We start from the raw sequence: 20,759 nt of genomic DNA, 5'->3' as shown, positions 1-20,759 counted from the left end.
CTGCAGGAAAGCCCAGCACCGGGCGTGGGGGAACCCCCCAATCATCTTTGATTAGGGAGGGGAAGGATGTCAACTACTTTCTGGGCATTGCGGCGGGAGTGGGGCATTGGCTGTTAATTTCAGTTAATCAACAGGACTTTTTTTAGAAACCGCCAAGACGCCAAGATGTGCCAAGGAAAGAAAAGAGGGAGGGCTCTCACAAATCTTTGATAAATGCTATAATATTAGCAGATAAAAATCTCACTATTTTCAAAGAGAAAGGGAGATGCGATGTCTAACGCCATGATGGTGATTTTCCCTACCGGCACGAGCGCACCTGGGTCTTTGACGATGAGAGTGCCGGTTTGGTGCGGGAGCCATTTGTGAGGGGAGCATCCCGTTTTTGCAAAGACTGTGACCCTCACCCCCCTAACCCCCCTCTCCCAGGGCGGGAGAGGAGGGAAAAATCAAGAATTCTCCCCTCTCCCCTTGTGGGAGAGGGGTTGGGGGTGAGGGGGATTACAAAAATGGGATGCTCCCTTTGTGAGTGGGGTCCCAGAAATGATTGACGCACTGGTAAAAGACATTCCTCAAGCGGAAAAAGGGTTCAGGTTTTTCAGCCAATCCTTTTCCGGGATATCAGGCGGAGTTGGTTTGGGTGGCGCAGGAGTATGGCGGGAACTGGTATCGCTGGGAAGGAAAAAATATGGAAGGCTGGCTGTGTCCTGCCCTGTTTAAATACTTCAGCGAAGCGCCAAAGAAAATCTACTGCAAGGCGCAGAAGGTTTAGGGGTTAGGGTTTAGGATTTAGAGGTTATAGCGGTTTTCAGTGCCAGAAACCCGGTTTCTTAAAGAAACCGGGTTTCTCAGTACATCACTCAGGTGAAAACCGCTCTAGATTTGAGGGGAAAAGCTGATTATTAACCCAATGCCCCATGCCCCATGCCCCATGCCCCACGCCCACTATCGCAACCCTTTCTCCCGCAAAATGGTGTCCGCCCAAGCAGCATCTGCTTCTGAGAGTGCCGGCACCGGCTCGCGGCTGTAATCTATGGTATAATCATAGCCGGCTCGCTCATATACCCCATGTAACAGCGCCTGCAAATCCACCACCGGCTCGACATCTTCTGAGCGCAAAGGCAGGGCAAACTTAGGAATCTCATTCGGCAGATTAAACAAGTATAAATCCGCTCTAGGTCGGGTGTCACCCCGACTCACCAGAATTCTATAATTTGCTTCTATTTCATTTCCCCGAACCGGCATGGTTTCCCCAGAACGCAGCAAGTCAATCTCTATCAAATGGGAGTGAGTTGTAAAAACTACTTCTCGCTTTTGTAAATACATTTCTCGCCCTTTGCCGGGGCGCTTATTTGCTGGCAATAGGACTTCAATGACCGCTATTACCTCACCTTTCGCCATGTCTCTAATTTCTAAATACGCCTCTCTAAATTCCACCGGCACCGGCACTTTAACCTGGACAGCCGTTTCTGCCGGTGCGGCGACAGCGACATTCGACTCGCGGGGAGGGGTTTGAGTGCGCGATCGCACCACAGTTACATCTGGAATTCCCACTAAGATCGGATTTTCGCCGGCGAACGAATAAACCCGCTTTTCAATATCTACCCGATATTTCGGACGAACTTGTGGAACCAAGGCATCAGCCATCGCCACGATGAGCCGGTTGTGTACCTGTGGCCACAATTCCGAATTTTCTAAATAGGGGTTCATCCCGGGAAAAGGAGAGGGCATTGACTTACCTCCTGTTCAGCTTACTTGCAGTCTAGCTACTGCCCTGTGCTTTTCACTATTCTATCACACCGGCAGCGCTACAGCCCTCCCAACCTTTTGTTACTTCCGAAACCGGCTCCCACAGGCAATCCGGTGGCAAAAAAGACTTAATTATGCGGCGTAATTCCCAACATATTATTCTCATTCATTTGTGAGAACCTCTAAGCTGTTATACCTTTAATCTGCTAGGTGCGATAAGATGCAGAGCCTCCATAACTGCTTTTATAGGAAGGTCTGGTGAGCGATAGCTATCAGCTTAAAAAGCAATTTAAATGAGGCAAAGCTTTGCCCTCTCTTTCCTAGGCGATTTTTCTCGGGGGCGGTTTATTATTTCCTGATTTTTGCACCTTATAAATTATCGCCGCTCTTATTAAATTTTCTCCCGCTTATGCCCCACTACCTAATAAGCTATTTGCTCAAACGCCGTTCGGTTTCCTCTTGTGGGATCGTTCCTTCAGCACCGGCTACTTCCAATCCCTTGCGCACTTTCTCCATGACATACAGGTGGTACTGCACATCTTCAATAAAACAATCGTCGGGCAATTTGTTCAGCAGAGATTTAACTTCTTCTTTGGCGGCACTCATCACTATTACTCCATTAAGGTGCGTTTCACCGAAGCGAAACGCACCCCATAAACTAGAAATTGCGGTAATCCGAAATAGCGTTTTTCACCCTATCAATTGCCTCAGCCACCGGCATCGCGCCCAACTCGCCAGACGCGCGGGTGCGAATGCTGAGGGTTTTCGTCTCAACTTCCTTCGCCCCCACAACCGCCATTACGGGGATTTTATCTTTCTCTGCATTGCGAATTAATTTGCCGAGGCGCTCATTGCTGGTGTCAGCTTCGGCGCGAATTCCGAGCGATCGCATCTGGTGAGCCACCTCTTGCGCGAAGGGCAGAAACTCGTCACTCACCGGCAGCAGGCGCACCTGCACCGGCGCGAGCCAAAGCGGGAAATCTCCCGCATACTCTTCAATCAATATGCCAATTAAACGTTCTAGCGAGCCAAACGGTGCGCGGTGAATCATCACGGGGCGCTTGCGGGTGCCATCTTCCGGCACATACTCCAAATCAAATCGCTCTGGCAAGTTGTAATCAACTTGCACAGTTCCCAACTGCCACTCGCGATCGAGGGCGTCTTGGAAAATAAAATCCAATTTTGGCCCGTAAAACGCTGCTTCTCCGGGTGCCTCGAAATAGTCCATGCCCAGATGCTGCACGGCGCGGCGGATAGCGCCTTCGGCTTTTTCCCACGCCTCATCCGATCCGATGTACTTGTCGGAAGCTGGATCGCGGAAACTCAAACGGGCTTTAAAATTCTTCAGCTGCAAGCTGTTAAACACGAACAGGATTAAATCCACGACACTGAGGAATTCGTCATCCAGCTGTTCTGGGGTGACGAACAGGTGGGAGTCATCCACAGTGAAACCGCGCACTCGGGTTAAGCCGCCCAGTTCGCCGGATTGCTCGTAGCGGTAGACGGTGCCGAATTCGGCTAGGCGCAGGGGCAGTTCCCGGTAGGATCGCAACTCGCTTTTATAAATCTGGATGTGGAAGGGACAGTTCATCGGTTTGAGGACGAACCCCTGTTCGGCGGCGGCGGCGTCGGCGTCTTCCGCCATCATGGGGAACATGTCCTCTTTGTATTTCTGCCAGTGTCCGGAGGTTTTGAACAGGTCCACTCTGGCGATGTGGGGGGTGACCACCGGCAGGTAGCCGCGCTTGATCTGCTCCTGTTTGAGGAAGTCTTCTAGCAGGGAGCGCAGGACTGTCCCTTTGGGCGTCCACAGGGGCAGTCCCGGTCCTACGGGATCGGCAAAGATAAATAAGCCGAGCTCTCTGCCCAGTTTGCGGTGATCGCGCTTGAGGGCTTCTTCTTTGCGGCGCTTGTACTCTTGCAACTGCGCTGGGGTTTCCCACGCGGTGCCGTAAATTCGCTGCAGCTGGGCTTTGGTGGCGTCGCCGCGCCAGTAGGCACCGGCAAGGGTTTCCAGCTCAATGGCTTTGGGGTCGATCTCGCTGGTGTTGGCCACATGGGGGCCGGCGCACAGGTCCCACCACTGGTCCCCCAAGTGGTAGATGGCGATCGGTTCCTGAAGCCCTTCTAATATTTCCAGTTTGTAGGGTTCGTTAATTGCCTTAATCCGGCGTTCGGCTTCCTCTCGGGTGACTTCTTCGCGAATCACCGGCAGTTTGCGGCTGACAATCTTGACCATCTCTTTCTGAATGGCTTTCAGGTCCTTTTCCGCAAACGGTTCTGGATGGTCGAAGTCGTAATAGAAACCATTCTCAATCCAAGGGCCAATAGTGACTTGCGCCTTGGGGAACAGCTTCTGCACTGCCATCGCCATGACGTGGGAAGTCGTGTGGCGGATCTTTTTCAGCTGCTCGGATTCGCTGGTGCGGGGCAGGTGGATTTTTTCGGGCGGTTGGGCAGGAGCGGGAGAGTCTTGGGGTGGCAGCGGCTGCTGAACCATTGGCGCATCACCTTTAATGGCTAATCAATCTGTTTGGACTGTTTTTCTATCTTAGCGAGTTCGCTTTCCCCCCTGCTGCCCCTCACCCCTGTTTCTGCCGCGCCACTCCCAGCACATTTTTGTTAGAATGTCAATAAGTTTTTTCCGCAGCTTTTGGCGAGCAGCACCGGCACAGCCTCTTGTAATAAGCGCCCCGAAATGTTACAAATTGTAAAGCGCGTTAAGATTAAGTTAGCTCAGACACTGACGTTCCATTTATGCTCAATCCAAATCTGCCGGAACCCAACCTGCTCAAGACGGTATTAGAGCCGCTGCTAGATGACTTTCAGTATTGGTTTGGGCGATCGAGGACACTGCTGGAAACGGAGGAAATCGCCTTCTTGGGGGCACAGAGGCAAGCGGACTTGCTAGAGCGGGTGGTGCTGGCGCAGCAGGAAGTGAGTGCGGCGCAGACGCTGCTCAAACTCACAGATGGACAAGCCGGTGTGGAAATGCAGGTCTTGATGCCGTGGCACAAACTGCTCACGGAATGCTGGCAGGTGTCCGCTCGCCACCGCATGGAGAAGTCCGGTCATGGCTGAGCCCCTCTGGTGGGTTGAGCAAAGGGCGTGCCAGACTTTAAATTAATAAGACTGGACTCGCTCGCTCACCAGAGCTTTTTGGGCCTTTTAACAAGCCATTACCTTCTTAAACGTCTCTTGTAACACGCAGATTCTCTGTCTTCCCTGGAGGAAAACCCTATGCTACACTTGCTTTACATTCTTGCCTTTACCACCCTGGCAATCCTTGCCGTCGGCAATTTACTCCGCTCCCTGCTGACTCTCGGTTTGGAATCCCAGCGCTCCTACGCCGGCGCACCCTCGCCCAACCGGTATCGCTCCCAACTTCAGGCTGTGCCCCACCCAGAATTTCTAGACGATTCTGGCAATATTGTCAATGAACCCCTTTTGGTGATGCGCTCCATGACGGTAGAGGACGCCCGCGAGCAGCTGGACGCCCTCTACAACTCCTCTCCCGGTTTCACCGGCGACTCCCGCGACGAAGCTTAATCGCCCGGGGATTGTAAATTTACAATTTGAAACAAACGGCGGTCGCACCGGCTGGCGCGTCAGGCGTTTCTGGCTTAAAGTCGGTGCTGTAGCCCCATGACAATTTTGTCAGCATGGATTTTGTCAGCATGGATTTTAGATTGTAAATGCGGCAGGAAAGCCTTTTCAGCCCTAGGGGGAAATCCTAGCAATCTCAAATTGATATCAGAGGAGAATTGAGGGGGCTGGAGATAAAATATTAAGCTAAATAAGCGTTACTAGCTGATAGATAGCAGCTCTCAATGGTAGGTGAAAAAATCTCTCTTGTCTTTCCTTGGCGCTCTACCCTGCGGGAAGCCGCTGGCGCGTCTATGGCGTCTTGGCGGGTTAGTAAAAAAATTCTTTTCCCGACTCAATCAGAAATGCCTGCCGGTAAAACTTGGCGTGCTGGCGCTGCTGCTGGCAGTGACAGCCGCTATCGCCCAAACCCCAACCGCACCCCGAATTGCCTTCGCTTCTTTCCGCACCGTCAACTTTGATATCTACCTGATGAGTGCCGGTGGCGAAACTCTCTCCCCGCTCTGACAGACAGCCCAGCGCCTGACATTAAACCGGCATAATTTACCGACGGCTAGTGGATAGCTTTTTGCTCTCGCGGCGAGGGTAACTATAAAATTTATGTGCTGTTTGCTTGTGGGGGAAATCCCGCCAATATCACCAACTCCCCGGGAGAAGATAGCTCCCCAGCTAGGTCCCCCGACGGAAAGCAAATTGCCTTCTATTCTAACCGAGATGGCAATTACGAAAGCTATCTTATAGGTGCCGGTAGCTCCAATGTCACACGCTTGACAGACTGCCCAGCTTTCGACATCTCGCTTAACTGGGAGCCGGCACAGAGGGGCCTGTAGAGAGGCGACTGGTTTTGGGCAAACCGTCCCCCTGAAGCAGCGCCAAGAGAAGAAAAGAGATAGGATTTTACGGGGGCGAGAAACCCGGTTTCTTTAAGAAACCGGGTTTCTATGCTCTCACAACTCGAAGATCAACGCTATAGTGAAGTATTATTACCAACCGGCAGCGGAATTGCACCGGCACCGACATGAAGGCAGGAAACCGCACGCAGACAGCAATTGAGCGATCTCGCCCTGGCGTTTGGCTCAAAAATATCCGCCAGTTCGGGAAACTGTGCGCCACATCCCTCGGCATCCTGTTGCTGTGCGCCTTCCCGGCTAGCGCCGAAAAGATATCCAGCCCCCTGGCGCAGCAGGCACTCACGCGCCAGCAGGTTCAACAGCACCTCGCGCCGGCAAATGTCGTCTACTTGGGGGAAACCCACGACAGCCCAGAAGACCACTTGGCGCAATTGCAGATTATCCAAGAACTCCACCGGCTTTCCCCTAAAATTGCCATTGCGATGGAAATGTTCCAGCGCCCGTATCAAGGCGCTCTTGACGACTATCTCGCCGGCAAGATTGCCGAAGGCGAGCTGGTGGAGCGGACAGAGTACGAGCGCCGGTGGGGCTTTCCCTGGGAGTATTACGCCCCGATTCTCCGCTTTGCCAAGGAAAACCGGCTGCCGGTGCTGGCGCTGAACACCCCTAGCGAGGTGACGCGCCAAGTCTCCCGCGCCGGTCTGTCAAGCCTCACCCCCGAACAGCGCCAGCACATCCCCCCAATCTCTGAAATCCTCACCGGCAGTGCCGAATATCGCCAAATGGTGCTAGAATCTTTTCAGGCGCACCAGCGAGCCGGTTACGGTTCTGCCGCTGACAGCGAGCGGTTTTTTCTCGCCCAAGTCCTCTGGGATGAGACAATGGCTGAGAAAATTGCCCAGTTTCTCGCGGCTAACCCAGATTACCAGGTTGTCGCACTTGCCGGTCAGGCTCACATCGTCTGCGGCTACGGCATTCCCAGCCGCGTCGCCAGACGGGTGAGCAGCGCTAACTTCCTCCAGCGCCTGGTTCTTCTCAATCCCGATCCTGAACTGTCCTGCCGCACCGATAAGCCGGTGGCTGATTTCTTCTGGTTTAGCTCTTAGGGGTTAGGGGTTAGGGGGTTAGGGCTTAGGGTTGGGGGTTGTTTGGGGTTGGCGGTTGATTGGGGTTGGCGAGAAAAGTGGGAAAGCCGCGGCGGATTATACCACACCGGCACTGATTTTGAACAGCCTACAAGAAATGCTTCTCTCCCCTCCCAAAAAAACTCGCGCGTCACCCCGATCTCATACTGCAGCCGCACTACAGGAAAAATTCAGGTTTAGGCCGGCAGCCGTTACGGTAGAATAGGAATTCCAGCTGCACAGTGCGGTGAGGGGTCTCGCCATTTCCCTTACAAGACAGAATCCGCCCCACTCTATCATGTGAAACATATGATAGCAAAATCTATCAAAATTGTCAAACGGCGCAAAATCGTTCGATAGCTAAAAATTTTTCTCAATTATTTTTCGGGTCTGGAGCCCGACCTATTCAAAAATTAAAACTCAAGCGCTCGATTGATTTGTTTTGCTTATCAGTGAGGCGGGATGTGCGCCAGACTGACGGGAAACGCTATACTGTCAGCATCGGTGGGGTGGGATCGAAGACAGATAGGGATTTCTTGTCGGGTGTGCCGCCCAAAATTCAAATAGCAATCGAATCCAAACCCTACAGGTTTTAGGGGAAAGAGATGTCTTATGACGTAACCGTTTGCACCGGCGGGGATTGCCCGATTAAAGAAAATTGCCATCGCTTCACGGCGGAGCGGCTAGGCCGGCAGGATTTTTTTGGCTCGCCGCCTTACAATTTCGCCAGCCAAAGCTGCGAATACTTCTGGCCGCCCCGTCCAATTGAGGAGGCTAATATTAAAACAAGGGCGTATTATATCTGGCAAACTCAGGGCTGCCCTGAAGGGAAAGAGGAGGAGCACTGGCTGCAAGCGCGGCGGGAGTGCGAGGAAGCTCGGCACAGGTGGGGTTAGGTGTCTGCGGCGGTGCGTGCCGGTGAGGCATATATAATAATGTGTTAAACCTGCGTGGGGGCAGAAACCGGGTTTCTTGCTGCTGTCAAGCAGAATTTTTTGGCTGACTCACAAGAAGAAACCCGGTTTCTTGTGACTTCACTGTTTGTTTATAATCTTACCCCTCACCCCACCTATCCGGGGGAAGACTTACTGAGAGGTTCCAGCTTGGACTGAAACACCGGCACCCATTTTTCCTGGCTGGCGACGAGGGTGGGGAGAGATATCTTCCCGTAATCCCTACCGGCAGTAAGGGGGAACAGGGGTTCAGGGTGCATCGACACCCAAGCCCCACCGGCAGCGCGCACGATCGCCCACACCCCAGCCAGATCCCAAATCTTCGGCGTCGCCTCCACCCCGCCCAGCGTAAAGCCGGCGGCTACAGTCAGGAAGTTGTAGCTAGCGACACCTAACATCCGGACTTTGCAAGGGAACGGATGCTGAATCCAAAGTATGCTGCGGGAGCAAAAACTGAAAAAATGATTGCTTCCGGGAGAATCCTCATTTGTATGGATCGGGCGGCGATTCAGGAAAGCGCCGGTGGGGGGGGTGCCGGTGGGATCGCCCCAAAACCCGTGAAACGTCTGTCGGATCGGGGGGAGGTGAACGTATCCGAAGACGGGTGCCCCGCGGTGAAGCAGCGCCATTGAGATTGCCCAGACAGGAATGCCGCGAGCGAAGTTGGTGGTGCCGTCTAAGGGGTCAATAATCCAGCACCACTCATTCTCCGGAAAAACCTGCTCTCCCTCTTCGCTGAGGATGCCGTGTGACGGGAAAGTGGAGGTAATGGCATTTCTGATTTCCTCATCCGCCCATTTGTCGGAACGGGTAATCAAACTGCCATCAGCCTTTTCCGAAGCTCGCACAGCGCCAAAGTCAGACATCAGCTGAGTGCCGACTCTAGCGCCAGTCGTCTCGGCGAAGGTTAAAACTGTGTCCCAAAAATCTGTCATGGGTTAGGGGGTTGGGGTTAATCTAGATTGCTTTCGATCGCAGCCATAATAGCAGCCTTGGCGTTATCGCGGAATTCCTTAACATTAACGCGCCGCAATAGCCAAATTGCCACAGACATGCCAAGGACTTGCATTGCAAACACCAGCCCGTACTGCAGCACCGGCGCGTCAAACAGCAGCCGCCCGATATCGAGCACCGCACCGCCCGCCACGGTTGCCACTCCCCTCGCCAGCGCTTGCGCCAGCCCCCACGCGCCGATAAACGTGCCGGCGGTTTCTGCTGCGGTTAAATCTAGCATTAAACTGAGAGCGCCGGTGGTCAGAATTCCACTAGCCAAACCGAAGATTAATAGAGCGGATTTGAACAGTGCCGGATTGCCGGTGAACCCGGCAAAAATTAGCAAGACAAAGCAAATTGCAGCGGCTATACAGCCAAGTTTGACCGTTTTTTGTTTGCCGAGGCGAGGGACAATCAAAAAGCCGGTGGCACTCAACCCCAACAGCGTGCCGGTGCCGGTGATAGCATTCAGTCTGGTGGTTTCGGAAATCGGCATTGCAAACACCTCGCCGCCATAAGGTTCCAAAATTGCATCCTGCAGGAACAGGCTGAGCGTCATCACCAGCAGGAAGGTGAAAAATAAACCGGCTTGGGGGTTCGCCGTCAGGATGCGCAGCGCCCGGCGCAGGGTAATTTTATCTTCCCGGTCTGCTAAAAAGGAACGGGTGGCGTAGTGGGAGTATTTTTTCTCCACACCGGCAACCGCCAGCAGCGCCATGCCAAACACTGCAGCCGGCACGATAAGAAATAGCCGGTTAATAGAAGCCCGCAACTCTTCAATAGGGGCGTTTAGGGAGATTTGCTTGAGCAAACTGCTGCTAATAATTGCCCCGAGGATAATGCCCACCATCAGCATTGACCAGACAATCCCCACCAATTTTGAGCGGCTGTCTTCTTCCGAGACATCGACAAGCAGGGCGGAATAGGGGGTGGAGCTACAGCAGAGCGCCAAACCGTACAGGGCGAACACCAAAGCTAGCAGGACTGCCCACCCGGTGGTTGCGCCTGACGGGCCGGTGGCTTGCAAACTCTCTCCCAGCCCCCACACAACTTGCACAGCGAGGAAGGAATTGAGCGACAGCACAGCCGCCCCAATCCAGACATAGCCGGTGCGGTGATAGCCAAATAGGGGTTTAGCGTCCGACATTTGCCCGAACCAGACTCGTGCCGGCGCGACAAACTGAGCGGCAGCTAGAGTGCCGCTCGCTATCAGCGCCGGCACTTTCAGCTCCTCAATCATCACCCGGTTGAGCACTCCCAGCGTCAGGACTGACATCATCCCCAGCCCCATCTGGAAGACTCCCAGCCGAAACACCGTCAGCAGGGGAATTCTAGGGATGAGCTTGTCTTTTTCCGCCCCAGCGCCCTGGGTGCCAGAGAAATCACCGGTTGCCATAGGGTTTGAACTTAAGGGTATGTAAACTGCCTTTACCAAGTTATCAGGAATGGCAACTCTTGCTGCCATCCCAGCTGCCGGCTGTAAAGAATTGTTGCGAGAAAGACGCTGTTTCCGGTGAGCGCCCGTCTGTATCGGTAAGGAGAAAGGCTTAAAAAATTATAGCCTACAGCGGAGGTCTTGACATGTTCAAACGTCTGACCGCTCTATTTATAAGTATTCTCGCCCTGAATGCCGGTGTGGCGGCTCAAGCTGCATCTCAGCCCAACTGGAGGGGCGCAGCGACGGCGCAGCAGGCAGGCGGCACCTGCATGAAAGTCTACGATGCCAAAGACACCTATGTCAACTTGCGCGAAACTCCCAACGGGCGGGTGATGATGCCACTCAACAATGGCAGCACAGTGCGAGTGTACGGGCGCGCCGGCGGCTGGAGCTGGGTGCAGTACCCAGCCGCAAGGACTGGGGGATACGTCTATTCCCAGTTGCTCGTACCTTGCACCGGCACCTGCATGGTCGTTGCAGATCCCAATGACACCTATGTTAACATGCGCCAGACCCCAAATGGGCGGGTGGTGGCCCAAATTTCAAACGGCACCAGAGTGTATGTGTACGCGCAGTCTGGGGACTGGAGTTGGGCTGAGCGTGAGTGGGACCGGGTGAGAACGGATTCCGGATACATGTTTAGCCAGTTTCTCGCGCCTTGCGGGCGCTAGGTGTTAAGCATTTAATTTGCCAATCTTAAATCTGGTTCCCCTGTTTTTCAGGGGGGAGAAAGCTGATTTGTCCTGTATATAGCCGCCTCAAGCACTCGCCCAACTTTCCGCACCCCCGCACGGCTCAATTTTGAATGCAAGTTAAACGAATGAAAAGTGAGGGGTGCGGGAAGCGGCGGCGGTGAGTGCCGGTGTCACCTTTTTCGATTTTCAATCCCGTTGCCGGGATTGAGCGAATAGACCCCGCGCCGCCTTGTGATATTATTATACTGCGAACCCAGTGCGCTGCTCTCTCCCCGACCCGTAAATCGAGCCCAACGCCACACCGGCAGGTACGCGCCAGTGAGACTCGCGCTTTAGCCGCGCCGGCTTGCAGAAAATCGAGCCGGTGGGGTCGCTGCTGCGCCAGCTGGGAGAGAAATACGGGCGCACGCCGGCACAAGTCGCCCTCAACTGGCTGCAGGCGCAATCCGGCGTAATTCCCATTCCCGGCGCAAAAAAAGCCAAACAAGCGCAAGAAAATGCCGGTGCCCTCGGCTGGGAACTCAGCCCCCAAGAAATACTCCGTCTGGGAGAATCCAGCCGGTAGTTTGTAGGGGAATGAGTGTACCGGCATAATTCACCCTAACACCCCGACAGCTAGAAACCGGGTTTCTTTAAGAAACCCGGTTCCTGGGGCGTACTGCATCCAACGGAAAACTGCTATAATATTGCAGCCAATAAAACGAGCATGAAAATTTTCACAGATTGGGGATTCACCCGCGAAGGGTGGCGCAATAACCGGCGCGGAGAATACTGGGTGGTGCTGCAGGGTGCCCTGCTGTTGGGCTTTGTCTTGCTGCCGGTGTGCCGGCCCGCCCAATTAAGGCTTGACATTGACTCCCAATTGTGGTATGTAATCTGGGGTGCGACCGCAATCTTGGGGCTGGGGGCGCTGACACTCATCGGTAAAGGATTGCTGGATTTGGGACAGAACCTCACACCCTTACCCCACCCCAAAGAAGATGGCAAATTAGTTCAAACCGGCACCTACAGAATCGTTCGCCACCCGCTGTACAGCGGCATAATTTTGGCCGCCTTCAGTTGGGCAATCTTTCAGCTCAGCTTGTCGCACCTGATAGCAGCAGTTCTAATGTTTGCCTTTCTTGACGCCAAGGCGAGACGCGAAGAAACTTGGCTAACCGAGAAATATCCGGAATATTCGGACTATCAGAACCGGGTAAAAAAGCTAATTCCTTGGCTGTACTGAGAGCCGGTTTAGACCGCCAAAATGTACAGGGCGAACACCAATGCCAGCAGGACTGCCCACCCAGTGGTTTCGCCTGTCCTGCCGGTGGCTTGCAAACTCTCTCCCAGCCCCCACACAAATTGCACAGCAAGGACGGAATTGAGGGACAGCACAGCCGCCCCCATCCAGACATAGCCGGTGCGGTGATAGCCCCATAGGGGTTTAGCGTCCGACATTTGCCCGAACCAGACGCGCGCCGGCGCGACAAAATCAGCGGCAGCCAGAGTGGCGGTGGCCATTAGTGCCGGCACCCTCAGCTCTGCAATCATCACCCGGTTGAGCACTCCCAGCGTCAGGACTGACATCATCCCCAGCCCCTTCTGGAACACGCCCAGCAGAAATATCGTCACCAGGCTAGATTTTAACTTAAGGGTGGGTAAACTGCCTTTACCAAGTTATCAGGAATGGCAACTCCTGCTGCCATCCCAACTGCCGGCTGGAAAGAATTGTTTCCCCCCAGAACTTTTGGATTGCAATCATCCGCCTGTACCTGTATAATAGAAATCCTATCAAATTTTCACACACAGCGCAGATATTGACATATGTTAAAACCCTTGACAGCCCTATTTGCCGGTATCCTTGCCCTGAATGCCGGTGTTGCGGCTCAAGCAGCGTCTCAGCCCAGGTTGAGGGGGAAAGCGACGCTCCCGCCGGCTGGCGACACCTGCATGAAAGTCTTCGATCTCAACAACACCTATGCGAACCTTCCCTCGACACCTAACGGGCAGGAGATAATGCCACTTAACAGCAGCAGCACAGTGCGCGTGTACCGGCCCACCAGCGGCGGGAGTTCGGTGCAGCCCCCAGGCGCAAGGACGGTGAGATACGTCTTTTCCCAGGTGGTCGTACCTTGCTCCGTCACCTGCCAGGTCGTCAGAGCTCCCAATCAGACTAATCTTAATATAGATGTTCTCACATTAGTGTGTTCCGAATAAACTCGGTAGGGGCGTGGCGGGACGCGCCCCTACGAAATCGGGTTTATGGTGCCGGCCCGCCCAATTATAGCAGTATGCACTTAGGTTAGAACATTAGACCTTCAGGGGGGGCGGGACGCCTGCCCTACGTCTATATAGCAGTAAGCATTTAGGAAACGGACATTCCGGCCTCCCTTGCTCCTCCGCTCCCGAAGCTTCTATAGTTCTAATCAATATGACTGCTGCTATAACTCTTGACGATGACTCCAAATTGTGGTATATAATCTGGGTCGCTATCGCAGTTTTGGGGCTAGGGACGCTGACACTCATCGGTAAAGGATTCCTGGATTTATAAAGCAACCTGACACCCTTACCCCACCCGAAAGAGGATGGCAAACTTGTTAAAATCGGCATCGGAAAGCGTCGTGCGCCACCTGCTGTACAGCCGGATAATTTTGGCGGCATTCAGTTGAGCAATCTTTCAACTCAGCTTGTCGCACTTGATAGCGACAGTTCTGATGTTTGCCTTTTTTGACGCCAAGGCGAGACGCGAAGAAACTTGGCTATCCGATAAATTCCAACAATATGCCGGCTATCAAAACAGGGAAAAAAAGCTAATTTGTTTTACTGAAAGCCAGTTTATAAACTGTAGGTAGGGGTTCCCCCGAAGGACAAACCGCACAGCGTCAAAAATGACTAAACCCGCCCCGGCACAACAGAAAATATGACTGAACCCGCCCTGGCACAACTACAGGTGCCGGTTCATCCGAAACACAAACCGCACAGCAAAGATCGCTGCTAAACCCGCCCCTACCGAACAAACAGCCCCCTCTTTTCTTCCTTGGCGCTCTCTGCGTCTTGGCGGTTAAAATAAAAAAACACATAACCCCTCCCAACCCCCTGATGAAAGCACTCTGGCTAGAAAACAGCCAACTGCAACTGCGCACCGGCATCCCGGCACCCGTTCCCCCACCCGGCGAAGCGCTCGTGCGAGTCTTGCGTGCCGGCATCTGCAACACCGACCTAGAACTGCTCAGAGGATACTACCCCTACACCGGCATCCTCGGACACGAATTTGTCGGCGTCGTCGAAAGCGGACCCGAACACCTGCTCAACCGGCGCGTCGTCGGAGAAATCAACGCCGCCTGCGGCGAGTGCCGGTTTTGCCGCACCGGCATCCCCACCCACTGCCTCAACCGCACCGTACTCGGCATCGTCAACCGGCACGGCGCATTCGCCGAATATCTCACCCTGCCCGCCGTAAACCTGCACCCCGTGCCAGATAATATAGATACAGACACAGCCACCTTCACTGAACCCATTGCTGCAGCGCTGGAAATCCAAAAGCAAGTCCCGGTGAGTCCTGCAGACAGAGTGCTCGTCGTTGGGGACGGCAAACTGGGGCAGCTTGTCGCCCAAACCCTAGCGCTAACCGGCTGCGACTTGCTAGCGATCGGGCGTCACCGCGACAAACTCGCCAACCTGGAAGCCCTCGGCATCAAAACCGACTTTGCAGACGCAGTGCAAGACAGAGCATTCGACATCTCAGTCGAATGCACCGGCAACCCAGAAGGCTTTGCGATCGCCCGCCGCGCCTTGAGATCGCGCGGCACCCTCGTCCTCAAAAGCACCTACAAAGGCAATCTCACCTTCGACGCCTCCTCCCTCGTCGTAGACGAAATCACCTTAATTGGCTCCCGCTGCGGTCCCTTTCCCGCCGCCCTCCAGCTCTTAGCACAAAACAAGATAAATGTCAACCCCCTAATTCACGCCCTCTACCCCCTGAGTCAGGGGCTAGAAGCCTTCGATCTCGCCGGGAGCCCCGGAGTGTTGAAAGTTTTACTTGCAATAGATGCCAGCGAGTGATAGATTCAGAAACCGGGTCACAGACAGGTGAAAAGCTGGAAAACAGGCAAAATAACAAGAAACCCGGTTTCTGGGCAGGTTTGAGATTTAGGCAATTTTATTGTTTTGCCGGTAGTCGGTACAGCCGATAGCCTCCTCAGTCAGGGCAATCGTGGGGCGCACCGGGCATTTGAGCCGGTAGTCGTTGGTAAAAAAGGCGCAATTAGCGCAGGGAATTTGGTGCATGCGCTTGCTGCGCGCCACTCCGTCCGCCACTGCAGACCAGAGGCCCCAACCCAACATAAGCACTAATACCCAAGCCGAGACAAAGCAAACCGGCACCAAAAACGGCTGGACAGCGCGAATCAGAGGATATAAAATTTGGAACATGACTGATCGTTTCAGACCGTAAAAAAATATAAATAATATTAATAGCAGAAAAGACTGGGGGCTAGTTTATCAAGATAGCCTTTCTCCTATTAGTGAGGTACTGAGAAACCCCGTTTCTTTAAGACTCCGGCTTTCTGGGCCACAGTTCCTCCAACTGAGGACCGCGAGATCTCCTGTCTCCCGCCAACATCTCCGACAGCCCCGCCCTACTAATGCTGAGTCCGGCGCAGCCCGCCAGACGGCAGCCCGGTCCTGTTCTGGTGGGTTGATGCCTAAATCCGGATTGACAGTTGCTTTATAAACTGGCTCCGACCGGCACCCCGTAATTTAAAATAGATGAACATCGAGTAAAGAGCGGCGCAAATGGGACAGCCAACAGATACTGTTAAATACATCCTTCCAGAAGACAAAATCCCGGCAGCGTGGTATAATATTCAAGCGGATCTGCCCGCGCCGGTGCCGCCGGTGCTTCACCCGGGTACAGGTCAGCCAATCGCACCGGCAGATTTAGCGCCCCTGTTCCCCGCCGCCATCATTGAGCAAGAAGTCAGCCAGGAACGCTGGATAGAAATACCCGAGCCGGTGCTATCCATTTACCGGCAGTGGCGACCGGCACCGCTTTATCGCGCCCGCCAGCTGGAAAAAGCCCTCGACACTCCAGCCAAAATCTATTATAAATACGAAGGCGTTAGCCCAGCCGGCAGCCACAAACCCAACACTGCCGTCCCTCAAGCCTATTACAGCGCACAGGAAGGCGTCAAGCGCCTGACCACGGAAACCGGTGCCGGTCAGTGGGGGTCCTCTCTCGCTTTTGCCGGCGCACTGTTCAATTTAGAAATACTCGTCTATATGGTTAAGGTAAGCTACCAGCAAAAGCCTTACCGCCGCGCTCTTATGGAAGCTTATGGGGCGCGAGTCGTAGCGAGTCCGAGTGGCGAAACTTCTGCCGGTCGCGAGATTCTCAAACAGCATCCCGACAGCACCGGCAGCTTGGGAATTGCTATCAGCGAAGCAGTTGAAATTGCTGCGCAAGACGAAACCGCGAAATACGCTCTCGGCAGCGTCCTCAATCACGTTTTGCTGCACCAAACTGTCATAGGTTTAGAAACCCTAGCGCAACTCGAACTTGCGGGGGACTGCCCCGATATTATCGTCGGGTGCACCGGCGGCGGCAGCAACGAAAGCCGGTATTGCTTTTCCTTTCATCGGCGCTCAACTGCGGGACGAGACGCCGCCGGTGCGATTTGTCGCAGTGGAGCCCGCCGCTTGCCCAACCCTGACCAAAGGCAAATACGCCTACGACTATGGCGACACAGCACATTTAACGCCACTTGTCAAGATGCACACCCTGGGCAGTTCCTTCGTCCCGCAAGGGATTCATGCCGGTGGACTGCGCTACCACGGGATGGCACCGCTGCTCAGCCACATTGTTGAGCTAGGCTTGATAGAGCCAAGAGCGCACACCCAGCTGGACTGTTTCGCAGCCGGTGTGGCCTTTGCCCGCACGGAAGGGATTTTGCCGGCACCGGAAGCCAACCACGCGGTCAAAGCCGCCATCGATGAGGCGCTGCGCTGCAAGGAGGAGGGCACCAGCAAGACTGTCCTGTTCAATTTGTGCGGTCACGGTCACTTCGACTTGCAGGCGTATATGGACTATCAGGCCGGGAAGTTGCGCGATACTGAATACAGCGCTGAAGAAGTGGCGATGGCGCTGGCGGGACTGCCGGCAGTGGGGTGATGTTGCGCCACCCATTCGATTGAATTGATCCCTAAAATTGCATAATCTGGTTTAGGGAGGCACTTAGGGGCTATACAAATGGATATCAAAGATGGGTTTGTAGGGACTGTTGGCAACACGCCGCTGATCCGGCTGAACAGCTTCAGCGAGGAAACCGGCTGCGAAATCCTGGGTAAGGCGGAATTTCTCAATCCGGGCGGCTCCGTCAAGGATCGGGCAGCGCTGTACATTATTAAAGACGCGGAAGAAAAAGGCACGCTCAAACCGGGCGGGACTGTGGTGGAAGGAACCGCCGGCAACACCGGCATCGGTTTAGCTCACATCTGCAACGCCAGGGGCTACAAATGCCTGATTGTGATTCCAGACACGCAATCTCAAGAGAAAATCGACGCCCTGAGGACCCTGGGTGTGGAAGTGCGCACTGTCCCAGCCGTGCCTTACAGAGACCCCAACAATTATGTCAAACTCTCTGGCAGACTGGCGGCTGAAATGGAGAACGCCATCTGGGCGAACCAGTTTGACAACTTGGCCAACCGGCAGGCCCATTACGAAACCACCGGGCCGGAAATTTGGCAGCAAACCGGCGGCAAAGTTGACGGGTGGGTCGCCGCCACCGGCACCGGCGGCACCTATGCCGGTGTGGCCATGTTCCTGAAAGAAAAGAATCCCAACATTAAATGCGTCGTCGCCGACCCAACCGGCAGTGGGCTTTACAGTTACGTCAAAACCGGAGAAATTAAAATAGAAGGCAATTCTATCACTGAAGGCATTGGCAACAGCCGGGTGACCGCCAATATGGAGGGGGCACCGGCGGATGACGCCATCCAGATTGACGACCGGGAAGCAGTGCGAGTAATTTACCAGCTGCTGCGAAAAGACGGGCTGTTTATGGGCGGTTCCGTCGGCATTAACGTCGGGGCGGCTGTGGCGCTGGCCAAACAAATGGGTCCGGGTCACACCATCGTCACTGTCCTCTGCGATGGCGGCGCGCGCTACCAGTCGCGCCTGTACAGCCGGGAGTGGCTGGCGGCCAAGGGCCTTTTGCTGGAATAGGGCAATTTATTCCTGCCAAAACCCGAAGATACTTCCTTAAGCAATCAACCCGAATTTTTATCATACTTAATCCTATAGAAGCTGTCGCGTAAGCCTTATAAGTTAAGCAATGACATAAATTCCGATTGATTAGTTATTCTTTGGTTAGGTTTAACCATTTTCATCTCAAATTTAAAACACCCTCATGGCAAAAACAAACGTTCAGCTGCCGTACTTCGACAAGCTATTTGAGCAATTCCGCAAAGGCAACCCAGACGCGCTGCTGGCATTTGGGCGGCACGCACACTGGGGGTATTGGGATTATCCGGCGGTGGCGGATGGGACCGTAGCGGACTTTGCGTCGGCTGCGGAGAGATTGTGCCGGCGGGTGTGTGATGCCGGTGGTGCCGGTGATGGACAGCGCATCCTCGACTGCGGGTGCGGTTTTGGGGGCACAATTGCCAGCCTGAACGAGCGTTTTTCCAGCGTGGGACTCGTCGGGGTGAATATTGATCCCCGCCAGATTGCAAGAGCCAGAGAGCAAGTGAAGCCGCGCACCGGCAACCAGATAGAGTTTGTGGAAGCAGACGCCTGCCAGCTGCCTTTTGAGGACGGTTCCTTTGATCTGGTGCTGGCGGTGGAGTGCATATTTCATTTTCCCAGCCGGGAGCGCTTTTTTCAAGAAGCGCGGCGAGTGCTGCGAAAGGGAGGGAGACTAGCCCTGTGCGACTTTGTGCCGGTGCGGGCGTTTCTGCCTTTGATGAAATTCGGGAGTCAATTCGCAACAGCCTCCGTAATTCGCACCTACGGCGATGTGATAGGTTATTGCACCCTGGCGGATTACCGGAATCTCGGCAAAGGGGCGGGATTTTTGCCCCTGTGGGAAGAGGATATCACCGGCAATACTTTGCCGACTTACCCACTCATACGGCGACTGTACCGGGAGGCTGGAGAAATAGAGATGGACAAGGTAACGGCGGGTCAAGAGTGGCTGAGCCGTTTTGGGCTGAGCCGCTATATGATTCTTTCGTTCCAGGTTCCCTGACGCCAGTGCCGGTGATGGCCCTTACCAGTCCTTCTTCTAGGGGCGGGGCTCACCCCCACTCTGGGCCACAAGGGATGGGATTCAACCGGCAGCCGGCGCTCACTTGACACATTGGCTTCCCAAGTTGTGTACCAATGGTACACAAATCTTCCTGTAACGGCGGGCTGGCCCCAAATCAGGGCCACAAGGGATGGGATTCAACCGGCAGCCGGCGCTCACTTGACACATTGGCTTCCCAAGTTGTGTACCAATGGTACACAAATCTTCCTGTAACGGCGGGCTGGCCCCAAATCAGGGCCACAAGGGATGGGATTCAACCGGCAGCCGGCGCTCACTTGACACATTGGCTTCCCAAGTTGTGTACCAATGGTACACAAATCTTCCTGTAAGGCGGGCTGGCCCCAAATCAGGGCCACAAGGGATGGGATTCGACCGGCAGCCGAGAGCCGCCGCTCACTTGACACATTGGCTTCCCAAGTTGTGTACCAATGGTACACAAATCTTCCTGTAACGGCGGGCTGGCCCCAAATCAGGGCCACAAGGGATGGGATTCGACCGGCAGCCGGCGCTCACTTGACACATTGGCTTCCCAAGTTGTGTACCAATGGTACACAAATCTTCCTGTAACGGCTGGCTGGCCCCAAATCAGGGCCACAAGGTATGGGATTCGACCGGCAGCCGGCGCTCACTTGACACATTGGCTTCCCAAGTTGTGTACCAATGGTACACAAATCTTCCTGTAACGGTGGGCTGGCCCCATATCTGGGCCACAAGGTATGGGATTCGACCGGCAGCCGGCGCTCACTTGACACATTGGCTTCCCAAGTTGTGTACCAATGGTACACAAATCTTCCTGTAACGGTGGGCTGGCCCCAAATCAGGGCCACAAGGGATGGGATTCAACCGGCAGCCGGCGCTCACTTGACACATTGGCTTCCCAAGTTGTGTACCAATGGTACACAAATCTTCCTGTAACGGTGGGCTGGCCCCAAATCAGGGCCACAAGGGATGGGATTCAACCGGCAGCCGGCGCTCACTTGACACATTGGCTTCCCAAGTTGTGTACCAATGGTACACAAATCTTCCTGTAACGGTGGGCTGGCCCCAAATCAGGGCCACAAGGGA

28 protein-coding genes are annotated in these 20,759 nt (G+C 54.3%); 20 read left to right on the top strand and 8 right to left on the bottom strand.

The genetic code is table 11. The annotated features are described in order from the left end of the window. Positions 1–224: 224 nt before the first annotated feature. Positions 225–404, bottom strand: a complete 180-nt coding sequence (locus OSC10802_RS52965) for a hypothetical protein (RefSeq protein ID WP_198525122.1) — start codon at positions 402–404, stop codon at positions 225–227. Positions 405–637: 233 nt separating this feature from the next. Here OSC10802_RS52965 and OSC10802_RS56495 point away from each other — a divergent pair, with 233 nt between their 5' ends. Beyond that, on the top strand, positions 638–769 hold the full coding sequence (locus OSC10802_RS56495; RefSeq protein ID WP_017717610.1) for a DUF6717 family protein: 132 nt from the start codon (positions 638–640) through the stop codon (positions 767–769). A gap of 173 nt (positions 770–942) precedes the next feature. Here OSC10802_RS56495 and OSC10802_RS0115105 read toward each other — a convergent pair whose 3' ends face one another. From OSC10802_RS0115105 to thrS, 3 genes are all read right to left on the bottom strand, one after another. Then, positions 943–1,728 (bottom strand): DUF4058 family protein, encoded by a 786-nt coding sequence (locus OSC10802_RS0115105; RefSeq protein WP_017717609.1) that lies wholly within the window; start codon positions 1,726–1,728, stop codon positions 943–945. A gap of 447 nt (positions 1,729–2,175) precedes the next feature. Next, positions 2,176–2,352 carry a hypothetical protein gene (locus tag OSC10802_RS52960; protein WP_017717608.1) on the bottom strand — a complete coding sequence of 59 codons (177 nt, stop codon included), beginning with the start codon at positions 2,350–2,352 and terminating at the stop codon, positions 2,176–2,178. A gap of 52 nt (positions 2,353–2,404) precedes the next feature. After that, a complete protein-coding gene (gene thrS, locus OSC10802_RS0115095; protein ID WP_017717607.1) occupies positions 2,405–4,246 on the bottom strand; it encodes a threonine--tRNA ligase in 1,842 nt (613 codons plus the stop codon). A 257-nt stretch (positions 4,247–4,503) separates the two neighbouring features. Between thrS and OSC10802_RS0115090 the strand changes: the two genes are divergently transcribed. The 7 genes from OSC10802_RS0115090 (at position 4,504) to OSC10802_RS40275 (ending at position 8,223) form a co-directional block, all read left to right on the top strand. Further along, on the top strand, positions 4,504–4,827 hold the full coding sequence (locus OSC10802_RS0115090) for a DUF2605 domain-containing protein (protein ID WP_017717606.1): 324 nt from the start codon (positions 4,504–4,506) through the stop codon (positions 4,825–4,827). A 159-nt stretch (positions 4,828–4,986) separates the two neighbouring features. Next, complete coding sequence (locus OSC10802_RS0115085; RefSeq protein ID WP_017717605.1) at positions 4,987–5,295, top strand: DUF2973 domain-containing protein; 309 nt, start codon at positions 4,987–4,989, stop codon at positions 5,293–5,295. A 303-nt stretch (positions 5,296–5,598) separates the two neighbouring features. Then, a complete protein-coding gene (locus OSC10802_RS49950; protein WP_155967832.1) occupies positions 5,599–5,859 on the top strand; it encodes a hypothetical protein in 261 nt (86 codons plus the stop codon). A gap of 95 nt (positions 5,860–5,954) precedes the next feature. Continuing rightward, entirely contained in the window at positions 5,955–6,182 is a 228-nt protein-coding gene (locus OSC10802_RS46285; protein WP_071593307.1) for a TolB family protein, read from the top strand. Between the two features lie 188 nt (positions 6,183–6,370). Continuing rightward, on the top strand, positions 6,371–7,309 hold the full coding sequence (locus OSC10802_RS0115070) for a ChaN family lipoprotein (RefSeq protein WP_017717602.1): 939 nt from the start codon (positions 6,371–6,373) through the stop codon (positions 7,307–7,309). 455 nt (positions 7,310–7,764) lie between these two features. Further along, positions 7,765–7,923 (top strand): hypothetical protein, encoded by a 159-nt coding sequence (locus OSC10802_RS49945; RefSeq protein ID WP_155967829.1) that lies wholly within the window; start codon positions 7,765–7,767, stop codon positions 7,921–7,923. A gap of 9 nt (positions 7,924–7,932) precedes the next feature. Continuing rightward, on the top strand, positions 7,933–8,223 hold the full coding sequence (locus OSC10802_RS40275; protein WP_017717601.1) for a DUF2934 domain-containing protein: 291 nt from the start codon (positions 7,933–7,935) through the stop codon (positions 8,221–8,223). 173 nt (positions 8,224–8,396) lie between these two features. Here the strand turns inward: OSC10802_RS40275 and OSC10802_RS0115060 are convergent, their stop codons facing one another. Both OSC10802_RS0115060 and OSC10802_RS0115055 read right to left on the bottom strand, forming a co-directional pair. Then, entirely contained in the window at positions 8,397–9,215 is an 819-nt protein-coding gene (locus tag OSC10802_RS0115060) for an inositol monophosphatase family protein (protein ID WP_017717600.1), read from the bottom strand. A 17-nt stretch (positions 9,216–9,232) separates the two neighbouring features. Then, on the bottom strand, positions 9,233–10,669 hold the full coding sequence (locus OSC10802_RS0115055) for a BCD family MFS transporter (RefSeq protein ID WP_017717599.1): 1,437 nt from the start codon (positions 10,667–10,669) through the stop codon (positions 9,233–9,235). A gap of 185 nt (positions 10,670–10,854) precedes the next feature. Here OSC10802_RS0115055 and OSC10802_RS0115050 point away from each other — a divergent pair, with 185 nt between their 5' ends. The 3 genes from OSC10802_RS0115050 to OSC10802_RS0115040 all read left to right on the top strand — a co-directional run bounded on the left by OSC10802_RS0115050 (position 10,855) and on the right by OSC10802_RS0115040 (position 12,631). Continuing rightward, on the top strand, positions 10,855–11,382 hold the full coding sequence (locus tag OSC10802_RS0115050; RefSeq protein WP_017717598.1) for an SH3 domain-containing protein: 528 nt from the start codon (positions 10,855–10,857) through the stop codon (positions 11,380–11,382). A gap of 370 nt (positions 11,383–11,752) precedes the next feature. Then, positions 11,753–11,971: an aldo/keto reductase gene (locus OSC10802_RS0115045; protein ID WP_017717597.1), complete on the top strand. Its 219-nt coding sequence runs from the start codon at positions 11,753–11,755 to the stop codon at positions 11,969–11,971. 141 nt (positions 11,972–12,112) lie between these two features. Further along, the gene (locus OSC10802_RS0115040; RefSeq protein ID WP_017717596.1) at positions 12,113–12,631 is read left to right on the top strand and encodes a methyltransferase family protein; all 519 of its coding nucleotides are present in this window, start codon (positions 12,113–12,115) and stop codon (positions 12,629–12,631) included. 8 nt (positions 12,632–12,639) lie between these two features. Here OSC10802_RS0115040 and OSC10802_RS0115035 read toward each other — a convergent pair whose 3' ends face one another. Continuing rightward, positions 12,640–13,020 (bottom strand): PucC family protein, encoded by a 381-nt coding sequence (locus OSC10802_RS0115035; RefSeq protein ID WP_017717595.1) that lies wholly within the window; start codon positions 13,018–13,020, stop codon positions 12,640–12,642. Between the two features lie 192 nt (positions 13,021–13,212). Here OSC10802_RS0115035 and OSC10802_RS0115025 point away from each other — a divergent pair, with 192 nt between their 5' ends. Together OSC10802_RS0115025 and OSC10802_RS0115020 are read left to right on the top strand one after the other, a co-directional pair. Then, complete coding sequence (locus OSC10802_RS0115025) at positions 13,213–13,605, top strand: hypothetical protein (protein ID WP_017717593.1); 393 nt, start codon at positions 13,213–13,215, stop codon at positions 13,603–13,605. Between the two features lie 882 nt (positions 13,606–14,487). After that, positions 14,488–15,450, top strand: coding sequence for an MDR/zinc-dependent alcohol dehydrogenase-like family protein (locus OSC10802_RS0115020; RefSeq protein WP_017717591.1), 963 nt, complete (start codon positions 14,488–14,490; stop codon positions 15,448–15,450). Positions 15,451–15,537: 87 nt separating this feature from the next. Here OSC10802_RS0115020 and OSC10802_RS0115015 read toward each other — a convergent pair whose 3' ends face one another. Then, positions 15,538–15,819 carry a hypothetical protein gene (locus OSC10802_RS0115015; RefSeq protein ID WP_017717590.1) on the bottom strand — a complete coding sequence of 94 codons (282 nt, stop codon included), beginning with the start codon at positions 15,817–15,819 and terminating at the stop codon, positions 15,538–15,540. Between the two features lie 363 nt (positions 15,820–16,182). Between OSC10802_RS0115015 and OSC10802_RS40265 the strand changes: the two genes are divergently transcribed. The 7 genes from OSC10802_RS40265 (at position 16,183) to OSC10802_RS54490 (ending at position 20,609) form a co-directional block, all read left to right on the top strand. Beyond that, a complete protein-coding gene (locus OSC10802_RS40265; protein ID WP_232731685.1) occupies positions 16,183–17,253 on the top strand; it encodes a TrpB-like pyridoxal phosphate-dependent enzyme in 1,071 nt (356 codons plus the stop codon). Further along, complete coding sequence (locus tag OSC10802_RS54495) at positions 17,225–17,557, top strand: PALP domain-containing protein (RefSeq protein ID WP_232731684.1); 333 nt, start codon at positions 17,225–17,227, stop codon at positions 17,555–17,557. Before OSC10802_RS40265 ends, OSC10802_RS54495 begins: the two co-directional genes overlap by 29 nt. A gap of 78 nt (positions 17,558–17,635) precedes the next feature. Continuing rightward, on the top strand, positions 17,636–18,610 hold the full coding sequence (locus OSC10802_RS0115005; protein WP_017717589.1) for a cysteine synthase A: 975 nt from the start codon (positions 17,636–17,638) through the stop codon (positions 18,608–18,610). 184 nt (positions 18,611–18,794) lie between these two features. Next, the gene (locus OSC10802_RS0115000; protein WP_017717588.1) at positions 18,795–19,634 is read left to right on the top strand and encodes a class I SAM-dependent methyltransferase; all 840 of its coding nucleotides are present in this window, start codon (positions 18,795–18,797) and stop codon (positions 19,632–19,634) included. Between the two features lie 134 nt (positions 19,635–19,768). Continuing rightward, positions 19,769–20,023, top strand: coding sequence for a hypothetical protein (locus OSC10802_RS49935; protein WP_155967826.1), 255 nt, complete (start codon positions 19,769–19,771; stop codon positions 20,021–20,023). Further along, the gene (locus tag OSC10802_RS49930) at positions 20,001–20,261 is read left to right on the top strand and encodes a hypothetical protein (RefSeq protein WP_155967822.1); all 261 of its coding nucleotides are present in this window, start codon (positions 20,001–20,003) and stop codon (positions 20,259–20,261) included. Before OSC10802_RS49935 ends, OSC10802_RS49930 begins: the two co-directional genes overlap by 23 nt. A gap of 93 nt (positions 20,262–20,354) precedes the next feature. Next, entirely contained in the window at positions 20,355–20,609 is a 255-nt protein-coding gene (locus OSC10802_RS54490; protein WP_232731683.1) for a hypothetical protein, read from the top strand. The last annotated feature ends 150 nt before the right edge of the window (positions 20,610–20,759 follow it).

Origin of the sequence: Kamptonema formosum PCC 10802 (assembly GCF_000332335.1) — a bacterium.
Lineage (GTDB): Bacteria > Cyanobacteriota > Cyanobacteriia > Cyanobacteriales > Oscillatoriaceae > Oscillatoria.
This window is presented reverse-complemented; position numbering and strand designations above follow the sequence as displayed.